This window comes from Burkholderia sp. SCN-KJ, assembly GCF_024656005.1.
In the GTDB taxonomy this organism is placed as follows: domain Bacteria; phylum Pseudomonadota; class Gammaproteobacteria; order Burkholderiales; family Burkholderiaceae; genus Burkholderia.
On record NZ_JANKOG010000014.1, the window covers coordinates 72,333 to 90,857 of the forward strand.

At 67.3% G+C, this 18,525-nt stretch carries 17 protein-coding genes and 1 tRNA gene; 12 read left to right on the top strand and 6 right to left on the bottom strand.

The window, feature by feature from the left end:
• Positions 1–45: 45 nt before the first annotated feature.
• The 6 genes from NQV17_RS22610 (at position 46) to NQV17_RS22635 (ending at position 4,253) form a co-directional block, all read left to right on the top strand.
• A tRNA-Phe gene (locus tag NQV17_RS22610) sits at positions 46–121 on the top strand.
• A gap of 353 nt (positions 122–474) precedes the next feature.
• The gene (queC, locus tag NQV17_RS22615; protein WP_257773955.1) at positions 475–1,209 is read left to right on the top strand and encodes a 7-cyano-7-deazaguanine synthase QueC; all 735 of its coding nucleotides are present in this window, start codon (positions 475–477) and stop codon (positions 1,207–1,209) included.
• 75 nt (positions 1,210–1,284) lie between these two features.
• Positions 1,285–1,917 (top strand): 7-carboxy-7-deazaguanine synthase, encoded by a 633-nt coding sequence (gene queE / locus NQV17_RS22620; RefSeq protein ID WP_257773956.1) that lies wholly within the window; start codon positions 1,285–1,287, stop codon positions 1,915–1,917.
• 18 nt (positions 1,918–1,935) lie between these two features.
• A complete protein-coding gene (gene queD / locus NQV17_RS22625; RefSeq protein ID WP_044847357.1) occupies positions 1,936–2,388 on the top strand; it encodes a 6-carboxytetrahydropterin synthase QueD in 453 nt (150 codons plus the stop codon).
• Between the two features lie 306 nt (positions 2,389–2,694).
• The gene (locus tag NQV17_RS22630) at positions 2,695–3,480 is read left to right on the top strand and encodes an HpcH/HpaI aldolase/citrate lyase family protein (RefSeq protein ID WP_257773957.1); all 786 of its coding nucleotides are present in this window, start codon (positions 2,695–2,697) and stop codon (positions 3,478–3,480) included.
• Positions 3,477–4,253, top strand: coding sequence for a tetratricopeptide repeat protein (locus NQV17_RS22635; RefSeq protein ID WP_257773958.1), 777 nt, complete (start codon positions 3,477–3,479; stop codon positions 4,251–4,253). The genes NQV17_RS22630 and NQV17_RS22635 overlap by 4 nt, the downstream gene beginning before the upstream one ends.
• A gap of 111 nt (positions 4,254–4,364) precedes the next feature.
• On the opposite strand, the gene rodA is transcribed toward NQV17_RS22635, so the two are convergent.
• The 5 genes from rodA to NQV17_RS22660 all read right to left on the bottom strand — a co-directional run bounded on the left by rodA (position 4,365) and on the right by NQV17_RS22660 (position 10,683).
• Positions 4,365–5,513 carry a rod shape-determining protein RodA gene (gene rodA / locus NQV17_RS22640; protein ID WP_257773959.1) on the bottom strand — a complete coding sequence of 383 codons (1,149 nt, stop codon included), beginning with the start codon at positions 5,511–5,513 and terminating at the stop codon, positions 4,365–4,367.
• Between the two features lie 11 nt (positions 5,514–5,524).
• Positions 5,525–7,810, bottom strand: coding sequence for a penicillin-binding protein 2 (mrdA, locus tag NQV17_RS22645; protein WP_124486701.1), 2,286 nt, complete (start codon positions 7,808–7,810; stop codon positions 5,525–5,527).
• Between the two features lie 109 nt (positions 7,811–7,919).
• Positions 7,920–8,432 carry a rod shape-determining protein MreD gene (gene mreD / locus NQV17_RS22650; protein ID WP_009687274.1) on the bottom strand — a complete coding sequence of 171 codons (513 nt, stop codon included), beginning with the start codon at positions 8,430–8,432 and terminating at the stop codon, positions 7,920–7,922.
• Positions 8,429–9,511, bottom strand: a complete 1,083-nt coding sequence (gene mreC / locus NQV17_RS22655) for a rod shape-determining protein MreC (protein WP_257773960.1) — start codon at positions 9,509–9,511, stop codon at positions 8,429–8,431. Before mreC ends, mreD begins: the two co-directional genes overlap by 4 nt.
• A gap of 128 nt (positions 9,512–9,639) precedes the next feature.
• The gene (locus NQV17_RS22660) at positions 9,640–10,683 is read right to left on the bottom strand and encodes a rod shape-determining protein (protein ID WP_004189550.1); all 1,044 of its coding nucleotides are present in this window, start codon (positions 10,681–10,683) and stop codon (positions 9,640–9,642) included.
• A gap of 368 nt (positions 10,684–11,051) precedes the next feature.
• Between NQV17_RS22660 and gatC the strand changes: the two genes are divergently transcribed.
• The 5 genes from gatC to NQV17_RS22685 all read left to right on the top strand — a co-directional run bounded on the left by gatC (position 11,052) and on the right by NQV17_RS22685 (position 16,185).
• Positions 11,052–11,351 carry an Asp-tRNA(Asn)/Glu-tRNA(Gln) amidotransferase subunit GatC gene (gatC, locus tag NQV17_RS22665; protein WP_006407213.1) on the top strand — a complete coding sequence of 100 codons (300 nt, stop codon included), beginning with the start codon at positions 11,052–11,054 and terminating at the stop codon, positions 11,349–11,351.
• 69 nt (positions 11,352–11,420) lie between these two features.
• Entirely contained in the window at positions 11,421–12,911 is a 1,491-nt protein-coding gene (gene gatA / locus NQV17_RS22670) for an Asp-tRNA(Asn)/Glu-tRNA(Gln) amidotransferase subunit GatA (RefSeq protein ID WP_257773961.1), read from the top strand.
• Positions 12,912–12,915: 4 nt separating this feature from the next.
• A complete protein-coding gene (gene gatB, locus NQV17_RS22675; protein ID WP_124570763.1) occupies positions 12,916–14,391 on the top strand; it encodes an Asp-tRNA(Asn)/Glu-tRNA(Gln) amidotransferase subunit GatB in 1,476 nt (491 codons plus the stop codon).
• Positions 14,392–14,517: 126 nt separating this feature from the next.
• The gene (locus NQV17_RS22680; protein WP_257773962.1) at positions 14,518–15,357 is read left to right on the top strand and encodes a polyphosphate kinase 2 family protein; all 840 of its coding nucleotides are present in this window, start codon (positions 14,518–14,520) and stop codon (positions 15,355–15,357) included.
• 54 nt (positions 15,358–15,411) lie between these two features.
• On the top strand, positions 15,412–16,185 hold the full coding sequence (locus NQV17_RS22685) for an exodeoxyribonuclease III (RefSeq protein ID WP_044847825.1): 774 nt from the start codon (positions 15,412–15,414) through the stop codon (positions 16,183–16,185).
• 104 nt (positions 16,186–16,289) lie between these two features.
• Here the strand turns inward: NQV17_RS22685 and NQV17_RS22690 are convergent, their stop codons facing one another.
• On the bottom strand, positions 16,290–17,342 hold the full coding sequence (locus NQV17_RS22690) for an NAD(P)-dependent alcohol dehydrogenase (protein ID WP_257773963.1): 1,053 nt from the start codon (positions 17,340–17,342) through the stop codon (positions 16,290–16,292).
• 228 nt (positions 17,343–17,570) lie between these two features.
• On the opposite strand from NQV17_RS22690, the gene NQV17_RS22695 reads away from it, so the two are divergent.
• Positions 17,571–18,515: an AraC family transcriptional regulator gene (locus NQV17_RS22695; RefSeq protein ID WP_257773964.1), complete on the top strand. Its 945-nt coding sequence runs from the start codon at positions 17,571–17,573 to the stop codon at positions 18,513–18,515.
• The last annotated feature ends 10 nt before the right edge of the window (positions 18,516–18,525 follow it).

The window sequence follows — 18,525 nt, forward strand, 5'->3', positions numbered from 1 at the left end:
CCCTTGTGCGACACAATAAAGCTCGATATACTTTGTTTCTTCGTTGGCCCGGTAGCTCAGTTGGTAGAGCAGCGGATTGAAAATCCGCGTGTCGATGGTTCGATTCCGTCCCAGGCCACCAGCAGTTCCAACCCCAAGAATCGGAAGGTTCTTGGGGTTTTTCGTTTGTGGTGGGTTTGCGCGGCATTGGCGGCGCGCCCGGCAGCATTCGCCGGGGCGTGATAAAATCCGTGCCCGCTCAATGACTTAGCGCATCGCTTCATGCGTACGGCAAGGCTGCCCGCAGGCGCTGCCGCCGTGATGTGCGGCAACGAAGCCGCGCGATGGGCGGTATAAGCGCTCCGCCGCGTTCGCGGCCGACCGCGCTGCCTATACTGGTCGAGCCGGCGCAGGCCGGCACGCGTCGGGCCGCCCGGCGGCAGCCGGCCCCGGGGCGCAGCGCGACGCGAGCCTACACATTCACGGAGTATCACGGTGATTCGGACAGACGCTAAAGACGGCGCGCTCGTGTTGTTTTCCGGCGGGCAGGACTCGACCACGTGCGTGGCCTGGGCCCTCGAACGCTACCAGACGGTCGAGACGCTCGGCTTCGATTACGGCCAGCGCCACCGCGTCGAACTCGAATGTCGCGAAGGCGTGCGCGACGCGCTGAAGCGTCAGTTTCCCGCGTGGGCCGACCGCCTCGGCGACGATCACATGGTCGACCTGTCGGTGCTCGGCGCGATCAGCGATACCGCGATGACGCGCACGATCGAGATCGAGACCGCGGCGAACGGCTTGCCGAACACGTTCGTGCCGGGCCGCAACCTGCTGTTCATGACGATCGCGGCCGCGATCGCCTATCGCCGCGGCTTGCGCGTGCTGGTCGGCGGGATGTGCGAGACCGATTTCTCGGGCTACCCGGACTGCCGCGACGACACGATGAAGGCGCTGCAGGTCGCGCTGAACCTCGGGATGGATACGCGCGTCGTGCTCGAGACGCCGCTGATGTGGCTGGACAAGGCACAGACCTGGCAACTCGCCGAACAACTCGGCGGCGAGGCGCTCGTCGAGCTGATCCGCGTCGAGACGCACACGTGCTACGTGGGCGAGCGCGCGGAACTGCACGACTGGGGCTTCGGCTGCGGCGAATGCCCGGCCTGCAAGCTGCGCAAGCGCGGCTATGAGGCCTACCTGAAGGGCGAGCGCGTGACCGAAGCACCGCTGTGACGCGGGTGCGCCGGCAGCGCCGGATGGATAACGGATTCTGATCGACAACAAGCGGCGCGAGCCGGACGAAGCACGATGACTTACGCGGTCAAGGAAATTTTCTACACGTTGCAGGGCGAGGGCGCGAACGCGGGCCGTCCGGCCGTGTTCTGCCGGTTCGCCGGCTGCAATCTGTGGTCGGGTCGCGAAGAGGATCGGGCGGACGCCGTGTGCCGCTTCTGCGATACGGACTTCGTCGGCACCGACGGCGAGAACGGCGGCAAGTTCAAGGACGCCGACGCGCTCGTCGCGACGATCGCCGGCCTGTGGCCGGACGGCGAGGCGCACCGCTTCGTCGTCTGCACGGGCGGCGAGCCGATGCTGCAGCTCGACCAGCCGCTCGTCGACGCGCTGCACGCGGCGGGCTTCGAGATCGCGATCGAGACCAACGGCTCGCTGCCGGTGCTCGAGACGATCGACTGGATCTGCGTGAGCCCGAAGGCCGGCGCGCCGCTCGTCGTCACGAAGGGCAACGAACTGAAGGTCGTGATCCCGCAGGACAATCAGCGGCTGGCCGACTACGCGAAGCTCGATTTCGAGTATTTTCTCGTGCAGCCGATGGACGGCCCGTCGCGCGACCTCAATACGAAGCTCGCGATCGACTGGTGCAAGCGGCATCCGCAGTGGCGGCTGTCGATGCAGACCCACAAATATCTGAACATTCCCTGAGCCACGGCTTTTGACATCGTGCTGATTACCCGAAAACTCGAATTCGACGCGGGCCACCGCATTCCCGATCACCGCAGCCAGTGCCGCAACCTGCACGGCCATCGCTACGTGCTCGAAGTCACGCTGCGCGGCGATCTCGTCGATACCGAGGGGGCGCCCGACCGCGGCATGGTGATGGACTTCGCCGACGTGAAGGCGCTCGCGGTCGAGCACCTCGTCAACAAGTGGGATCACGCGTTCCTGGTCTACGCGCGCGACGAAGTCGTGCGCTCGTTCCTCGAGCAGATGGCCGACCACAAGACCGTCGTGCTCGACCGGATCCCGACCGTCGAGAACCTCGCGGCGATCGCGTTCGACATCCTCGCGAACGTGTACGACGCGCACTACGGCGTGAACCTGCGCCTGGAGCGCGTGCGCCTGTACGAAACGCCGAACTGCTGGGCCGACGTCGAGCGCCAGCCCGGCCGCTGATCCTGCCTTCCCGGCAGCCCCGCCAGCCGGCGCGGGCTGCCTGCCGCCGCGCCGCGCGGCCTCGCCCGGCGCCGTTCCCCGCCTGTTCCCACATTCCGCGTGACGCCGCGCTATGATCGTTGCGTGGCACCGGAAAACACATCCGTGCGGCATCGCGCGGCCCGCGCTGTCAGATCCGCTGCTCACGACCGACTGACGTTCCAGGGCCCGGTCCGGCGCCGCCGGGCATGGCGGCCCGGCGCATTGCGCCCGCTTCGCCCGTTGCTTGTCCCGTTCGATTGCCGTTCCGTCCAGGAGCCCGTATCGATGAGCACGCTCACCAATTCCCTCAAACAACGCCTGCACGACGGCGACGAGCCGCTGTACGGCCTGTGGCTGTCGCTCGGCTGCGATTCGGCCGCGGAAGCGCTCGCCCACGCCGGCTACGACTGGCTCTGCATCGACATGGAGCATGCGCCGAACGACAGCCGCGACGTCGCGTCGCAACTGCGCGCGCTGGCCGCCGCGCACCTGCCGAGCGAGCCCGTCGTGCGCGTGCCGGGGCGCGAGCCTTGGCTCGTGAAGCGCGCGCTCGACGCCGGCGCGCGCACGCTGATGTTCCCGTGCATCGAGACGCCCGGCGAGGCCGCGCACGCGGTGCGGCTCACGCGCTTCCCGTCGCCGGATTCCCCCGACGGGCTGCGCGGCGTGGCTGGCATGGTGCGTGCGGCGGCGTTCGGCATGCGTCGCGATTACCTGCAGACGGCGAACGCGCAGGTCGCGGTGATCGTGCAGATCGAATCGGCGCGCGGCATCGACGAAGTCGAGCGGATCGCCGCGACGCCGGGCGTCGACTGCCTGTTCGTCGGCCCGGCCGATCTGGCGGCGAGCCTCGGGCACCTCGGCGACAGCCGCCATCCGGACGTCGAAACCGCGATCGCGCGCGTGCTCGCGGCCGGCAAGCAGGCCGGCGTCGCGGTCGGCATCTTCGCGAGCGATACCGCAACCGCGCGCCAGTATCGCGAGGCCGGCTTCCGGATGATCACGCTGTCGGCCGACGTGAGCTGGCTGCTGCGCGCGACGCGCCAGGCATTGCAGGAGGTGCGGTCATGAACGATGGCGACGGCGCGGGGCGCGAAGGTGTGCGGCGTACGGCCGGCGTACGCGGGCGGATCGGCGCGCTGCTCGGGCTGTGGGCCGTATGCGTCGCGGCGGTTGCGCAGAATGCGCCGCACGCGAAGCCGGACCCGGCGCGCGAGACGCAATCCGCGGTGGCCGACTACAACGCGGGCGACTATCGCGCGGCGCTGGTGCAGTTCCACGACGCGGCGGAACGCGGCGACCGGCTCGCGCAGTTCAACTACGCGATGATGCTGCTCACGGGTGTCGGCGTGACCGCGAACGTCGACGAAGGGCTGCGCTGGCTGAAGCGGGCGGCCGACGCGAACATGTCGCATGCGCAGTACGTGTACGGGCGCATGTTCGACGACGGCGAGTTCGTTGCGCGCAACCCGGCTGAAGCGCACCGCTGGTTCCTGCGCGCGGCGAAGCAGGGGCACGTGCAGGCCGAGCTGTCGCTCGCGAACCAGTTCCTCGACGGGCGCGGCACGCCGCGCGACAACCGGCGGGCGTTCGAGTGGTACAAGCAGGCGGCCGACGCGGGCGAGCCGACCGCGCAGTACGTGACCGCATCGTTCTACGAGCGCGGTGGCGACGGCGTCACGCAGAACCTGAACATCGCGCGCGCGTATTACGCGGCCGCGGCCGCGCAGGGCGACGAGACGGCCGGGCTGAAATTCAAGGAACTGAGCGCGCGGCTGAGAGCGCAGGAGCCTGCTTCGGGCGCCGGTGCGGATCATGGGAGCCCGCGCGCGATGCCGCAATGAGCGGGCCGCCCCGCTGCATTCGACCTGCCTGACGAAAAACGGCGCCCGTGGCGCCGTTTTTCGTTGCTGCGACTGTGTGCGGCCGCTGCGGCCGAGTGTCGTGCCGCGCCGTCAACTCTTCATCAGCCGCCGCTGTCGCCCGACGCTCATGATCATGCCGATCGCGACACCGAGCGTCGCGAGTGCGGTGCCGCCGTAACTCATGAACGGCAACGGCACGCCGACGACGGGCAGCACGCCGCTCACCATCCCGATGTTGACGAACGCGTAGACGAAGAATGCGAGTGTGAGCGAGCCCGCGAGCAGCCGGCCGAACAGCGTCGCGCCCTGCGCGGCGATATAGAGCCCGCGTGCGATCAGCGCCATGTACAGCGTCAGCAGCACGAGGCCGCCGGCGAGCCCCCATTCTTCCGAGAACACCGCAAAGATGAAGTCGGTGTGCTTCTCCGGAATGAATTCGAGGTGGGCCTGGGTGCCCTTCAGGTAGCCCTTGCCGAGCGCGCCGCCCGAGCCGATCGCGATCACGGCCTGGATCGTGTGGAAGCCCTTGCCGAGCGGATCGGAGGTCGGGTCGAGCAGCGTGCACACGCGGTGCTTCTGGTAGTCGTGCATCAGCGGCCACTGCACTTCGGGCTGGCAGATGCGCTCCTCGAACACGGCGATCGAGCCGACCGCGATCACGCCCGCGACGAGCACCGGCACGATCAGCTTGAACGACAGGCCCGCGAGGTAGATCACGAAGAAGCCGGCCGCGAACACGAGCAGGCCCGTGCCGAGGTCGGGCTGCTTCGCGATCAGGCCGACCGGCACCAGCAGGATCCCGAACGCGGCGATGAAGTCGTACCAGCGCAGCCCGCCTTCGCGGCGCTGGTAGTACCACGCGAGCATCAGCGGTGTCGCGATCTTGAGGATTTCCGACGGCTGGATCACGACGCCGACGTTCAGCCAGCGCTTCGCGCCCTTCTTGGTCATCCCGAACAGCGCGACGGCGACCAGCAGCGTGACCCCGAACGTATAGAGCGGGACCGCGAAGCGCATCAGCGTCGTCGGCGGGATGTTGGCGATCACCCACATCAGCACGAACGTCAGCAGGATGTTGCGCAGCTGATCCTCGACGCGGCCCGGCATGTCGATCGACGCGCTGTACAGCGTGACGATGCCGACGCACAGCAGCAGGAACACGATGAGGGCGAGCGGGCGGTCGAAGCCCGCGAACATCTGCTTGATCTTGTCGAGCCAGGCGCGCTTGTCGAATTGCATGCCTTTCTCCGTTAATGAGCGGTGCCGGCGTTCACCGCTTTCGCGGAGGCCGTGACACGGAAGTTGTCGTCGCGCGGCGCGGCGGCGAGCGGCTGCGCGTCGCTGGCGGGCCGGCGCGGCCGGTGCGGGCGCCGGATCGGCGGCAGGCTCGCGGCCCTCGGCGCCGCGGCGCTCGCGTCGGCGGGCTGCGCGGCGCTTGCCGCGGCCGCACCCGACGCATCGGGCGCCGACGCGGCCGATGCCGCATCCGCCGCGCTGGCCGCGGCCGGCACGACGGGCTGCGGCAGCGCCTTGAAGCCGGCCGCGACGGACACGGCCTTCGAGGCATCGCCGATCACCGGTGCGCTGATCGGCTCGGTCGCCGACGCGGCGGCGGCGACGGCAGCCGCCTCGTTCTCCGGTTTCTGGCGCTCGACGAGATAGAAGTCGAGCACGCGGCGCGCGATCGGGCCCGCGGCCTGCGCGCCCCAGCCGCCGTTCTCGACGACCAGCGCGAGCGCGATCTGCGGATGGTCGACCGGCGCGTACGCGATGAACAGCGCGTGGTCGCGCAGGTGTTCGGCGAGCAGGTGGCCCTTGTAGTTCGAGCCCTGCAGCGAGAACACCTGCGCGGTACCGGTCTTGCCTGCCGCGAGGTACGACGCGCCGCGGAACACCTTGTACGCGGTCCCGGACGGATTCTCGATCACGTTCTCCATCCCGCGCTTCACGACGTCGATGTCGGCCTGCTTGAGCGGGATCGTTTCGCTTTCCTTCGGCACGGTCAGGTGGCGCCCGCGCGTGATCGGATCCTCGACTTCCTTCACGAGGTGGGGCTTCATCACGACGCCGTTGTTCGCGAGCGTCGCGGTGGCATGCGCGAGCTGCAGGATCGTGTACGAGTTGTAGCCCTGGCCGATCCCGAGGCTGATCGTCTCGCCGTCGAACCACTTCTGCTGCGCGGCCTTCTTGAACGCCTTCTTCTTCCAGTCGGTCGACGGCAGGATCCCGCGCGCCTCGCCCTGGATGTCGATGCCGGTGATCTGGCCGAAGCCGAACGGCTTCATGAAGTTCGCGATCGCGTTCACGCCGAGATCGCGCGCGAGCATGTAGAAGTAGGTGTCGTTCGACACCATGATCGCCTTGTTCATGTCGACCCAGCCCTGGCCCGAGCGCACGTCGTTGCGGAACGTGTGCCCGCCGAACGTGAAGTAGCCGGGATCCTGGAAGCCCCAGCCCGGCGTGCGCTTGCCGAGCGTCAGGCCGGCCAGCGCCATGAACGGCTTGTACGTCGAGCCGGGCGGGTAGGTGCCGTGCAGCGGGCGGTTCAGGAGCGGCTTGTCGGGCGAGTTGTTCAGTTCGTCCCAGGTCTGCTGGTCGATGCCGTCGACGAACGAGTTCGGGTCGAAGCTCGGCGACGACACGAACGCGAGCACGTCGCCCGTCTTCGGCTCGATCGCGACGAGCGCGCCGCGCTTGCCGGCGAACGCCTGCTCGGCGACCTGCTGCAGCGCGATGTCGAGCGACAGCACGAGGTTGTTGCCGGGCGTCGCCTGCGTGCGCGACAGCGTGCGCACGGGCCGGCCGCCGGCCGTCACCTCGACTTCCTCGAAGCCCGTGAGGCCGTGCAGCTCGGTTTCGTAGCTCTGCTCGACGCCGATCTTGCCGATGTAGTCGGTGCCCTTGTAGTTGTTCGCGTCGCGACGCGGATCGTAGTGTTCCTGGTCGCTGTCGTTGTCGTCGCTCATCGCGTCGATGCGATCCTGGTCGCGCTTCGAGATCCGGCCGATGTAGCCGATCACGTGCGCGGCCGTCATGCCGAGCGGGTATTGGCGGAACAGCCGCGCGCGCACGTCGACGCCGGGAAAGCGGAAGCGCTGCGCGGTGAAGCGCGCGACTTCCGCGTCGGTGAGGCGCGTGCGGATCGGCAGGCTCTCGAAATTCTTCGAGTCTTCCTGCAGCTTCTTGAAGCGGCGGCGATCGCGCGCGTCGATCGGGATGATCTCGGACAGCTTGTCGATCGTGTTGTCGAGCGTGTCGTCGAGCTTCGACGGCGTGATCTCGAGCGTGTAGGCCGAATAGTTCTTCGCGAGGACCACGCCGTTGCGGTCGGTGATGATTCCGCGGTTCGGCACGATCGGTGCGACCGAGATGCGGTTTTCCTCGGCCTGCAGCGCGTATTTGCCGTGCTGCATCAGCTGCAGGTAGAAGAAGCGGCTCGCGAGCAGCCCGAAGCAGACGAACACGAACACGCCCGCCGCCGCGACGCGCAGGCGGAACTTCGAGAGCTGCTGTTGGGTGTCGTTGAATTCGGTCATGCGGTTACGATCGATCTGGCCCGTGCGCGGCGAGCGCGCGCGGGCGAGGAGCCGCCCCGGAGCGCGGCGCGCGGGCGTGGGGGCGGCGGGTATTCAAGGTCGGTCCGGCTCAGATGGGGCGCGTATCGTCCGGGTCGACCGGGCGGCGTTGCGGCATCAGCAGCAGGTGGCTCGCGATCGGCCACAGCGCGGCCTCGACGAAGCCGTCCACCAGATAGCGCCAGCCGGGAAACGCGGCGCCCATCACGAGGCGGATCACGAACGGCACCAGCTGCGCGACGACGAGCAGCGGCGTGACGTACAGCACCTGCACGCCGATCGGCATCCACAGCACGCGGCGGTGGATCGTGATCGCGCCGTACGACAGCAGCGTATAGGCGAGCGCATGCTCGCCGAGCAGCCCCGCGTCATGCACGTCCATCAGGATGCCGAGCGCGAACGCGACGCCCATTCCGACCTTGCGCGGCTGGTGGATGTTCCAGAACAGCAGCACGAGCGCGACGAAGTCGGGCACGCCGGGCAGGCGGCCCCACGGCATCAGGTTCAGCAGGAACGCGGCGGCGAGGCTGAAGACGATGAAGTACGGGTTGACCGGCTGCAGGATGTATTGCGGGCGGTTCATCGCTGGGCTCCTGGTTGCCCGGCCACGGGCTTCGCGGGCGCGGCGGCGGGCTTGGCCGGAGCGGCGGGGGCGGCGGGGGCGGCAGGTGCAGCCGCCGCCGGTTTCGCGCCGGGTGCGGCCGCGGCGGCCGGCTTCGCGTTCGCGTCGGCCTTCTCGGCTTTGTCGCTCTTCGCGGCGGCCTTGGCGCCCTTCTTGCCCTTCGCGTTCTTGTCGGCCGGCTCGGGCTCGGCCGGGCGCGGCGGGACATCGTTCTGGTAATGCAGCACGAGCATCTGGCGCGCGCCGCGCACGGCGGCGACCGGCGCGCAGGTCACGCGCGCGAACGCGGTATCGGCGAGCTTGTCGACCTTCGCGACCTTCGCGACCGGCAGGCCCGGCGGATAGACGCCATCGAGGCCGCTCGTGACGAGTTCGTCGCCCGCGACGAGGTCCGAGCTCGTCGGCACGAAGCGCAGGTCGAGCGAATCGCCCTTCGGCGTGCCGTAGATCACGCTGCGCAGGCCGGTGCGCAGCACCTGCACGGGAATCGCGAGATCGCGGTCGGTGATCAGCGTGACTTCGGCCTGCAGCGGGAACACGCGCGTGACCTGGCCGATCACGCCGTCCTCGCTGACGACCGGCGCGCCGTTCTGGATGCCCTGCTGCGAACCCTGGCCGATCACGATCTTCTGCGTGAACGGGTCGCTGGTGTCGTACTGGATCTCGACCGGCGTCGAATGCGTCGCGATGTGCTGGCGCAGTTCGAGCACCGCGCGCAGATGCGTGTTCTCCTGCGCGAGCACCGCGGCCTGGTTGGCCTGCGTGGACAGCTGCAGGTTGCGCTTGCGCAGCGCGTCGTTCTCGTGGCGCAGCGATGTGCCGGTGACGGCGATGTCGGCCGCGCCCATGAACAGGTCGCGCGGCACGAGCGCCGCGCGCTGCAGCGGGTACAGCACGGTGCCGAGCACGCCGCGGACGATTTCGAGCGTGCTGAAGCGCGCGTCCGATACGAGAAGCGCGATGGCGAGGGCGACGAAGAAGATGAGCCGCGCGAGCGCGGGCGGACCTTGCTTGAAGAGGGGCGGCGGACTGTATTCCATGGTCGGCGCCGGGCGCGTGGCGATCGGTTAAATAATGCTCAGACGCGCGAACGGCGTGGCGGTTCGTTCTGAACGAGCGATCCGGCCACGCCGCGGGTGCGTCATATCAAACGGGACTGCTTAGGCGATCACTCGTACGAGAAGATGCTGCCCAGCTTGTCCATGCGTTCGAGCGCCATGCCCGAACCGCGTACGACGCAGGTGAGCGGATCTTCGGCGACGAGCACCGGCAGGCCGGTTTCTTCCGCGAGCAGGCGGTCGAGGTCGCGCAGCAGTGCGCCGCCGCCCGTCAGCATCATCCCGCGCTCGGCGATGTCGGCGCCGAGTTCCGGCGGCGTCTGCTCGAGGGCGATCTTCACCGACGACACGATCTGGTTCAGCGGATCGGTCAGCGCTTCGAGGATTTCGTTGCTGGAGATCGTGAAGCTGCGCGGAATGCCTTCCGACAGGTTGCGGCCCTTCACTTCCATTTCCTTGACTTCGGAGCCCGGGAACGCGGAGCCGATTTCCTTCTTGATCGCTTCGGCGGTTTGCTCGCCGATCAGCATTCCGTAGTTGCGGCGGATGTAGTTGACGATCGCCTCGTCGAACTTGTCGCCGCCGACGCGCACCGAGCCTTTGTAGACGATGCCGCCGAGCGAGATCACGCCGACTTCCGTGGTGCCGCCGCCGATGTCGACGACCATCGAGCCGGTCGCTTCCGACACCGGCAGGCCCGCGCCGATCGCGGCCGCCATCGGCTCCTCGATCAGGTAGACCTGCGATGCGCCGGCGCCGTGCGCGGCTTCCTTGATCGCGCGGCGCTCGACCTGGGTCGAGCCGCACGGCACGCAGATGATGATGCGCGGCGACGGCGAGAACATGCGCGACTCGTGCGCCGTCTTGATGAACTGCTTGATCATCTGCTCGGTGACGGTGAAGTCGGCGATCACGCCGTCCTTCATCGGGCGGATCGCCTCGATGTTGCCCGGCACCTTGCCGAGCATCTGCTTGGCTTCCTTGCCGACTGCCTGGATCGTCTTCTTGCCGTTGGGGCCGCCTTCCTGGCGGATCGACACGACCGACGGCTCATCGAGCACGATGCCCTTGCCGCGCATGTAGATCAGGGTGTTTGCGGTGCCGAGGTCGATCGCCAGATCGTTGGAGAAGTAGCTGCGCAAAAAACCGAACATTCAGAATCCTGTTTCGCTCTGGGCCGGCCCTGCATAGCGAACGCTGAGGGCGGGCAGCGGAAAAAATAACAGCCTCGGGAAGCGTGGCGGAAGCGGCCGCCGCGGCGCACGAAGCTGCGAGTGATGTCTACCGGGAATCGCACGAAGCACGCACGGCTTGCCGAAGCGGGGCGAAACGGTGCGGGAAAAGGCTGCCGGGTTTGGGTCGAACGCGTAATGATACCTTATAATTTCGCGGTATTTGAATCGAAACGGACGGTATTTTTGCCGCTTCGGCCCCGATTTTTGAGGGTGGGATCGTACCCTCCAACCCCCCGCCGCAGCGCGGTTTTCAATGCGCTGCGCAGCCTTGTTTTTCCGGTGATCGCATGGCCCTGACCCTGACCGATGTGAAACGCATCGCGCACCTGGCGCGACTCGAAATGGCCGACGCCGACGCCGAGCATACGCTCGGCCAGCTCAACGAATTCTTCGGCCTCGTCGAGCAGATGCAGGCGGTCGACACCGCCGGCATCGCGCCGCTCGCCCACCCGATCGAACAGATCCAGGAAGTCGCGCAGCGCCTGCGCGACGACGCCGTGACGGAAGTCGTCAATCGCGACGACAACCAGCGTCCGGCGCCGGCCGTCCAGGACGGCCTCTATCTCGTGCCGAAGGTGATCGAGTAAGCATTCGATGAGAAGCGCGCCGGCCGGCTTGCGCCGCGCGCCACCCAGAATTCCCAGGAAAACCACTCAATGCACGCAAAAAGCCTGACCGAACTGCGCGCCGCGCTCGCCGCCAAGGAATGCTCGGCCGTCGAGCTCGCGCAGCTCTACCTGAAACGGATCGACGCGGCACGCGACCTGAACGCGTTCGTCCATGTCGATGCCGACCTCACCCTTGCGCAGGCGAAGGCCGCCGACGCCGAGCTCGCGCGCGGCGCGGGCGGCGCGCTGACCGGCCTGCCGATCGCGCACAAGGACGTGTTCGTCACGCGCGGCTGGCACTCGACCGCCGGCTCGAAGATGCTCGCGAACTACGAAAGCCCGTTCGACGCGACCGTCGTCGCCCGCCTGCAGGCGGCCGGCATGGTCACGCTCGGCAAGACCAACATGGACGAGTTCGCGATGGGCTCGTCCAACGAGAACTCGGCGTTCGGCGCGGTGAAGAACCCGTGGGACACGAACGCCGTGCCGGGCGGCAGCTCGGGCGGCAGCTCGGCCGCCGTCGCCGCGCGCCTCGCGCCGGCCGCGACCGGCACCGACACCGGCGGCTCGATCCGGCAGCCCGCGTCGTTCGCGGGCGTGACGGGCATCAAGCCGACCTACGGCCGCGTGTCGCGCTACGGGATGATCGCGTTCGCGTCGTCGCTCGACCAGGGCGGCCCGATGGCGCAGAGCGCGTCCGACTGCGCGCTGCTGCTGAACGCGATGGCCGGCTTCGACGAGCGCGACTCGACGAGCCTCGAGCGCGACGACGAGGATTTCACGCGTCACCTCGGCCAGCCGTGGGCGGCCGGCAACGATGCGGGCAAGCCGCTCGCGGGGCTGCGCATCGGCCTGCCGAACGAGTATTTCGGTGATGGTCTGGCCGACGACGTGCGTGCGTCGATCGACGCGGCGCTCAAGCAATATGAGGCGCTCGGCGCGACGCTCGTGCCGGTGTCGCTGCCGAAGACGGAACTGTCGATTCCCGTGTACTACGTGATCGCACCGGCCGAGGCGTCGTCGAACCTGTCGCGTTTCGACGGCGTGCGCTTCGGCCACCGCGCCGCGCAGTACGGCGACCTGCTCGACATGTACAAGAAGTCGCGCGCCGAAGGCTTCGGCCCCGAGGTGAAGCGCCGGATCCTGGTCGGCACCTACGTGCTGTCGCACGGCTACTACGACGCGTACTACCTGCAGGCGCAGAAGATCCGCCGCATCATCGCGAACGATTTCCAGGAAGCGTTCAAGTCCTGCGACGTGATCATGGGCCCGGCGTCGCCGACGGTCGCATGGGATCTCGGCGCGAAGGGCGACGATCCGGTGCAGATGTATCTCGCGGATATCTACACGCTGTCGGTGAGCCTCGCCGGTCTTCCCGGCATGAGCGTGCCGTGCGGCTTCGGCGCCGGCGCGAACGCGAAGCGCCCGGTCGGTCTGCAGATCATCGGCAACTATTTCAACGAAGCCCGGATGCTGCAGGTCGCCGACGCGTTCCAGCGCGCGACCGACTGGCACAAGCAAGTTCCGGCAGGGGTGTAAGCATATGGCTACTCAATGGGAAGTCGTCATCGGTCTCGAGACGCACGCGCAACTGTCGACCGTCTCGAAGATTTTCTCGGGCGCGTCGACGCAGTTCGGCGCCGAGCCGAACACGCAGGCTTGCCCGGTCGACCTGGCGCTGCCGGGCGTGCTGCCGGTACTGAACCGCGGCGCGGTCGAGCGCGCGATCCGCTTCGGCCTTGCGATCGGCTCGACCATCGCGCCGCGCAGCATCTTCGCGCGCAAGAATTACTTCTACCCCGATCTGCCGAAGGGCTATCAGATCAGCCAGTACGAGATTCCGGTCGTGCAGGGCGGCCAGATCACGATCCAGGTGCCCGCCAACGAAAAGGCCGGCAAGGAAGCGTACGAGAAGACCGTCAACCTGACCCGCGCGCACCTCGAGGAAGATGCGGGCAAGTCGCTGCATGAAGACTTCGCCGGGATGACCGGGATCGACCTGAACCGCGCGGGCACGCCGCTGCTCGAGATCGTCACCGAGCCGGAAATGCGCAGCGCGGCCGAGGCCGTCGCGTATGCGAAGGCGCTGCACGCGCTCGTCGTGTGGCTCGGCATCTGCGACGGCAACATGCAGGAAGGCTCGTTCCGCTGCGACGCGAACGTGTCGGTGCGCCCGGTCGGCCAGGAAAAGTTCGGCACGCGTGCCGAGATCAAGAACCTGAACTCGTTCCGGTTCCTTGAAGAGGCGATCAACTACGAAGTGCGCCGCCAGATCGAGCTGATCGAGGACGGCGGCGAAGTCGTGCAGGAAACGCGCCTCTACGATCCGGACAAGCGCGAGACGCGTTCGATGCGCAGCAAGGAAGACGCGCACGACTACCGCTACTTCCCCGACCCCGACCTGATGCCGCTCGTGATCGGCCGTGACTGGGTCGAGCGCGTGCAGGCCGGCATGCCCGAGCTGCCGGCCGCGATGCAGCAGCGCTTCGTCGAGCAGTACGGCGTGTCCGCGTACGACGCGGGCGTGCTGACGTCGAGCAAGGCGATGGCTGCCTACTTCGAGGCGGTGGTCGCGAAGGCCGGCGCCGCGAACGCGAAGATCGCCGCGAACTGGCTGATGGGCGACGTGTCGTCGCAGCTGAACCGCGACGGCATCGAGATCGACGCGATCCCCGTATCGGCCGCGCAGCTTGCACTGGTGCTGCAGCGCATCGCCGACGGCACGATCTCGAACAAGATCGCGAAGGAAATCTTCGCGACGATCTGGGACGAGAAGGCGACCGACGAAGGCGCGGCCGACCGCATCATCGACGCGAAGGGCTTGAAGCAGATTTCCGACACCGGCGCACTGGAAGCGATCATCGACGAGGTGCTGGCGGCGAACGCGAAGTCGGTCGAGGAGTTCCGCGCCGGCAAGGAAAAGGCGTTCAACGCGCTGATCGGCCAGGCGATGAAGGCGACCAAGGGCAAGGCCAATCCGCAGCAGGTCAACGAGCTGCTGAAGAAGAAACTCGGTTGAGCATGGCCGCGCGCCTGAACCGCGCCTGACGACGGGCCGCCGCCGAACCTGTTCGGGGCGGCCCGTCGCTTTGGTGCATGCGTTATCGTGTGCGCGTGTGCATCGCACCGTCCAACGGAGGAACGAATGGCGAAACAACCGTCGCTCGACGATTTCCGCGTGCCGTACAGCACGCGCGAGAAGGAAGCTGCCGCATTCAGGCTCGATGCGTTCGATCCGGCCGCGAAGCCGTTTTCGTCGGGGTCGAAGGACGCCGACCGCGAACGGCTGGCCGCCGTGTCGACCGAGCTCGACGTCCAGCAGGAGCGCCTGCACACGCAGCAGAAGAAGCGCGTGCTGCTCGTGCTGCAGGGGATGGATACCAGCGGCAAGGACGGCACCGTGCGCGCCGTGTTCCGCGAGGTCGATCCGCTCGGCCTGCGCGTCGTGTCGTTCAAGGCGCCGACGCCGATCGAGGCCGTGCACGATTTCCTCTGGCGCGTGCATCTGCAGGTGCCGGCCGCGGGCGAGCTCGCGATCTTCAACCGCAGCCACTACGAAGACGTGCTCGTGCCGCGCGTGATAGGCGCGATCGACGACAAGGAATGCGAGCGCCGCTACCGGCAGATCCGCGATTTCGAGACGATGCTGTTCGAGAACGGCACGACGATCGTCAAGTGCTTCCTGCACATCTCGAAGGACGAGCAGCGCGAGCGGCTGCAGGCGCGCATCGACGATCCGACCAAGCACTGGAAGTTCGACATCGCCGATCTCGACGCGCGCAAGCACTGGGAGGCGTACCAGTCGGCGTACCGCGATGCGCTCGCCGCGACGTCGGCCGAGCATGCGCCGTGGTACGTGATCCCGGCGGATTCGAAGACGCATCGCAACGTGATGATCGCCGAGCTGCTGCTGCGCACGATGACCGACATGAAGCTCGAATTCCCGCCGCCGAAGCCGGAACTCGAAGGTGTGAAGATCCGCTAGGCTGCGCTCCTGCAACCACATCGAACTGAACTGAACTGAACAACGGAACCCGACATGATGCGAGTGATTACCGCCAACCTGAACGGCATCCGCTCCGCCGCGAAGAAGGGCTTCTTCGAATGGCTCGGCGAACAGAATGCCGACTGCGTGTGCGTGCAGGAAATCAAGGTATCGGCCGACGACCTGCCGGCCGAATTCGTCGAGCCGCACGGCTTCAGGAGCTACTTCCATCACGCCGAGAAGAAGGGCTACAGCGGCGCGGGCGTGTACAGCCGCCACGAGCCCGATGACGTGATCATCGGCTTCGGCAGCAGCGAATTCGACTCCGAGGGGCGCTACGTCGAGGCGCGCTACGGCAAGCTGTCGGTCGTGTCGGTGTACGTGCCGTCCGGCTCGAGCGGCGAAGAGCGCCAGCAGGCGAAGTACCGCTTCATGGACGAGTTCATGCCGCACCTCGCCGAGCTGAAGAAGAAGCGCGAGGTGATCCTGTGCGGCGACGTGAACATCGTGCACAAGGAAATCGACATCAAGAACTGGAAGAGCAACCAGAAGAATTCGGGCTGCCTGCCGGAAGAGCGCGCGTGGCTCACGCAGCTGTTCGACGATGTCGGCTACGTCGACGTGTTCCGCACGCTCGATCCGCGCCCCGAGCAGTACACGTGGTGGAGCAACCGCGGCCAGGCGTACGCGAAGAACGTCGGGTGGCGCATCGATTACCAGATCGCGACGCCGGGCGTGGCCGGCACCGCGAAACGCACGTCGATCTTCAAGGACATCAAGTTCAGCGATCACGCGCCGCTGACGGTCGATTACGACTACAAGAAGTGAGCGTCGGCGCGACGCGGTGCGCGTCGCTGTCGAGTCGTCCGGTCGCCGGACGCAAAACGGGGCCGCATGTCGAACATGCGGCCCCGTTTCGTTTGGTGCGTCGCTTACTGCTTGATCGACGCCATGTCGATCACGAACCGGTACTTCACGTCGCTCTTCAGCATCCGCTCGTAAGCGGCGTTGATCTGCTGCATCGGAATCGTTTCGATATCCGACGTAATGCCGTGCTCCGCGCAGAAGTCGAGCATTTCCTGCGTTTCCGCGATCCCGCCGATCAGCGAGCCCGCGAGGCGGCGGCGCTTGAAGATCAGGTTGAATACCTGCGGCGACGGGTGATCGTGCTCCGGCGCGCCGACGAGCGTCATCGTGCCGTCGCGCTTCAGCAGGTGCAGGAACGGGTTCAGGTCGTGCTGCGCGGCGACCGTGTTCAGGATGAAGTCGAAGCTGTTCAGGTGCGCGTTCATCTGCGCTTCGTCCTTCGAGATCACCACGTCATGCGCGCCGAGACGCTTGCCGTCCTCGATCTTCGACGGCGACGTCGTGAACAGCACGACGTGCGCGCCCATCGCGCGCGCGAGCTTCACACCCATGTGGCCGAGCCCGCCCAGGCCGACGATGCCGACCTTCTTGCCGGGCCCGACGTTCCACTGGCGCAGCGGCGAATAGGTCGTGATCCCCGCGCACAAGAGCGGCGCGGCACCGGCCGGGTCGAGCGTCTCGGGCACGCGCAGCACGAACGCCTCGTCGACGACGAGCTGTGTCGAATAGCCGCCGTACGTGACGTCGCCGGTCAGGCGGTCCTGGCCGTTGTAGGTGCCGACGAAGCCGTTCTCGCAATACTGCTCGAGGCCTTCCGCGCAGCTCGGGCAGGTGCGGCACGAATCGACGAGACAGCCGACGCCGACCAGCTCGCCGACCTTGAAGCGCGACACTTGCGGGCCGGTCGCGGTCACGCGGCCGACGATTTCATGGCCCGGCACGACCGGGTAGATCGTGTTGCGCCATTCGTTGCGGGCCTGGTGCAGGTCCGAGTGGCAGACGCCGCAGTAGAGCACCTCGATCTGGACGTCGAGGTCGCGCAGCGCGCGGCGCTGGAATTCGAACGGGGCGAGCGGCGAGCGCGCGTCGGTCGCCGCGTAAGCGTAGGTTGTGCTCATGCAGGGGGCTCCTTGTCCGGCAAAAAGGCCGGCAAATCAGACTGCCGCCGCATCATGTGGCGACGCGGCGAGACAGGTGCCCATCGTAAGGAGCGGGCCGCGTCGGCGAAATACACGAAGGTCTCGAAGATTTGCCTATTCCTCTGGAATTGCACGCGAACGGCCGTCAAAACGCTTTCAAGGTGCTACATTGCGAGCCTGATTCTCTTGCCGGACAGGACGACGCCCGTGAGCTTCCAACCCCTTTTCGACGACACGGGCGACCGTGTGCGGCGCCGCATGATCGAGCTGCATGCGCGTCTCGCGCCGAACGAGGGCGATACGCCGGCGGCGCTCGACGGCGTGCGCTTCTTCCGCGTGAACCGCCCCGTGCCGCGCATGCCGGTGCTGTACGAACCGAGCATCATCGTCGTGTGCCAGGGCCGCAAGCTCGGCTATCTCGGCGACCGCTCGTTCGTCTACGACGCGCAGCAGTATCTCGTGCTGTCGGTGCCGCTGCCGTTCGAATGCGAGACCTTCGCGAGCATGGACGAGCCGTTTCTCGCGATCTCGATCCGCGTCGATCTCGCGGTGATCGCCGAGCTCGCGATCCTGCTCGACGAGACGCTGGGCGCTTCAGTCAGCGAGCCGCACGGCGTCTATTCGACGCCGCTCGATGCGCCGCTCGCCGACGCTGTGGTGCGGCTGCTCGAAGCGCTCGCGTCGCCGCACGACACGTGCGTGCTCGGGCCGGCGATCATGCGCGAGATCGCATACCGCGTGCTGACGGGCGCGCAGGGCGACGCGATTCGGGCGGCGCTCGTCCAGCAGCATCATTTCGGCCGCATCGCGAAGGCGCTGCGGCGCATCCATGCGGACCTGAAGGCCGATCTCGACGTCGAGACGCTCGCACGCGAGGCCGGGATGAGCGTTGCGGTGTTCCACGCGCAGTTCAAGCACGTGACGGCGACGTCGCCGATGCAGTATGTGAAGGCAGCGCGCCTGCACCAGGCGCGCTTGATGATGGTGCAGGACGGTATCGGCGCGGGTGCGGCGGCGGCACGGGTCGGCTATGCGAGCGCGTCGCAGTTCAGCCGCGAGTTCAAGCGGCTGTTCGGCCGCAGCCCGGGAGACGAAGTACGCTGGATGCGCGAAATCGGCAGCCGGCCGGTCGAGTCTGAAGTCGGCGCGTAGCGCCTGGCCT

What these genes read in the sequence shown, in the direction of transcription:
- NQV17_RS22680 (WP_257773962.1), top strand. Translation starts at nt 14,518, where the DNA reads ATGGCGAAACAACCGTCGCTCGACGATTTCCGCGTGCCGTACAGCACG.
- queE (WP_257773956.1), top strand. Translation starts at nt 1,285, where the DNA reads ATGACTTACGCGGTCAAGGAAATTTTCTACACGTTGCAGGGCGAGGGC.
- rodA (WP_257773959.1), bottom strand. Translation starts at nt 5,513, where the DNA reads ATGCAATTCGACAAGCGCGCCTGGCTCGACAAGATCAAGCAGATGTTC.
- gatC (WP_006407213.1), top strand. Translation starts at nt 11,052, where the DNA reads ATGGCCCTGACCCTGACCGATGTGAAACGCATCGCGCACCTGGCGCGA.
- NQV17_RS22630 (WP_257773957.1), top strand. Translation starts at nt 2,695, where the DNA reads ATGAGCACGCTCACCAATTCCCTCAAACAACGCCTGCACGACGGCGAC.
- gatA (WP_257773961.1), top strand. Translation starts at nt 11,421, where the DNA reads ATGCACGCAAAAAGCCTGACCGAACTGCGCGCCGCGCTCGCCGCCAAG.
- mreD (WP_009687274.1), bottom strand. Translation starts at nt 8,432, where the DNA reads ATGAACCGCCCGCAATACATCCTGCAGCCGGTCAACCCGTACTTCATC.
- gatB (WP_124570763.1), top strand. Translation starts at nt 12,916, where the DNA reads ATGGCTACTCAATGGGAAGTCGTCATCGGTCTCGAGACGCACGCGCAA.
- NQV17_RS22660 (WP_004189550.1), bottom strand. Translation starts at nt 10,683, where the DNA reads ATGTTCGGTTTTTTGCGCAGCTACTTCTCCAACGATCTGGCGATCGAC.
- NQV17_RS22685 (WP_044847825.1), top strand. Translation starts at nt 15,412, where the DNA reads ATGATGCGAGTGATTACCGCCAACCTGAACGGCATCCGCTCCGCCGCG.
- NQV17_RS22690 (WP_257773963.1), bottom strand. Translation starts at nt 17,342, where the DNA reads ATGAGCACAACCTACGCTTACGCGGCGACCGACGCGCGCTCGCCGCTC.
- mrdA (WP_124486701.1), bottom strand. Translation starts at nt 7,810, where the DNA reads ATGACCGAATTCAACGACACCCAACAGCAGCTCTCGAAGTTCCGCCTG.
- mreC (WP_257773960.1), bottom strand. Translation starts at nt 9,511, where the DNA reads ATGGAATACAGTCCGCCGCCCCTCTTCAAGCAAGGTCCGCCCGCGCTC.
- NQV17_RS22635 (WP_257773958.1), top strand. Translation starts at nt 3,477, where the DNA reads ATGAACGATGGCGACGGCGCGGGGCGCGAAGGTGTGCGGCGTACGGCC.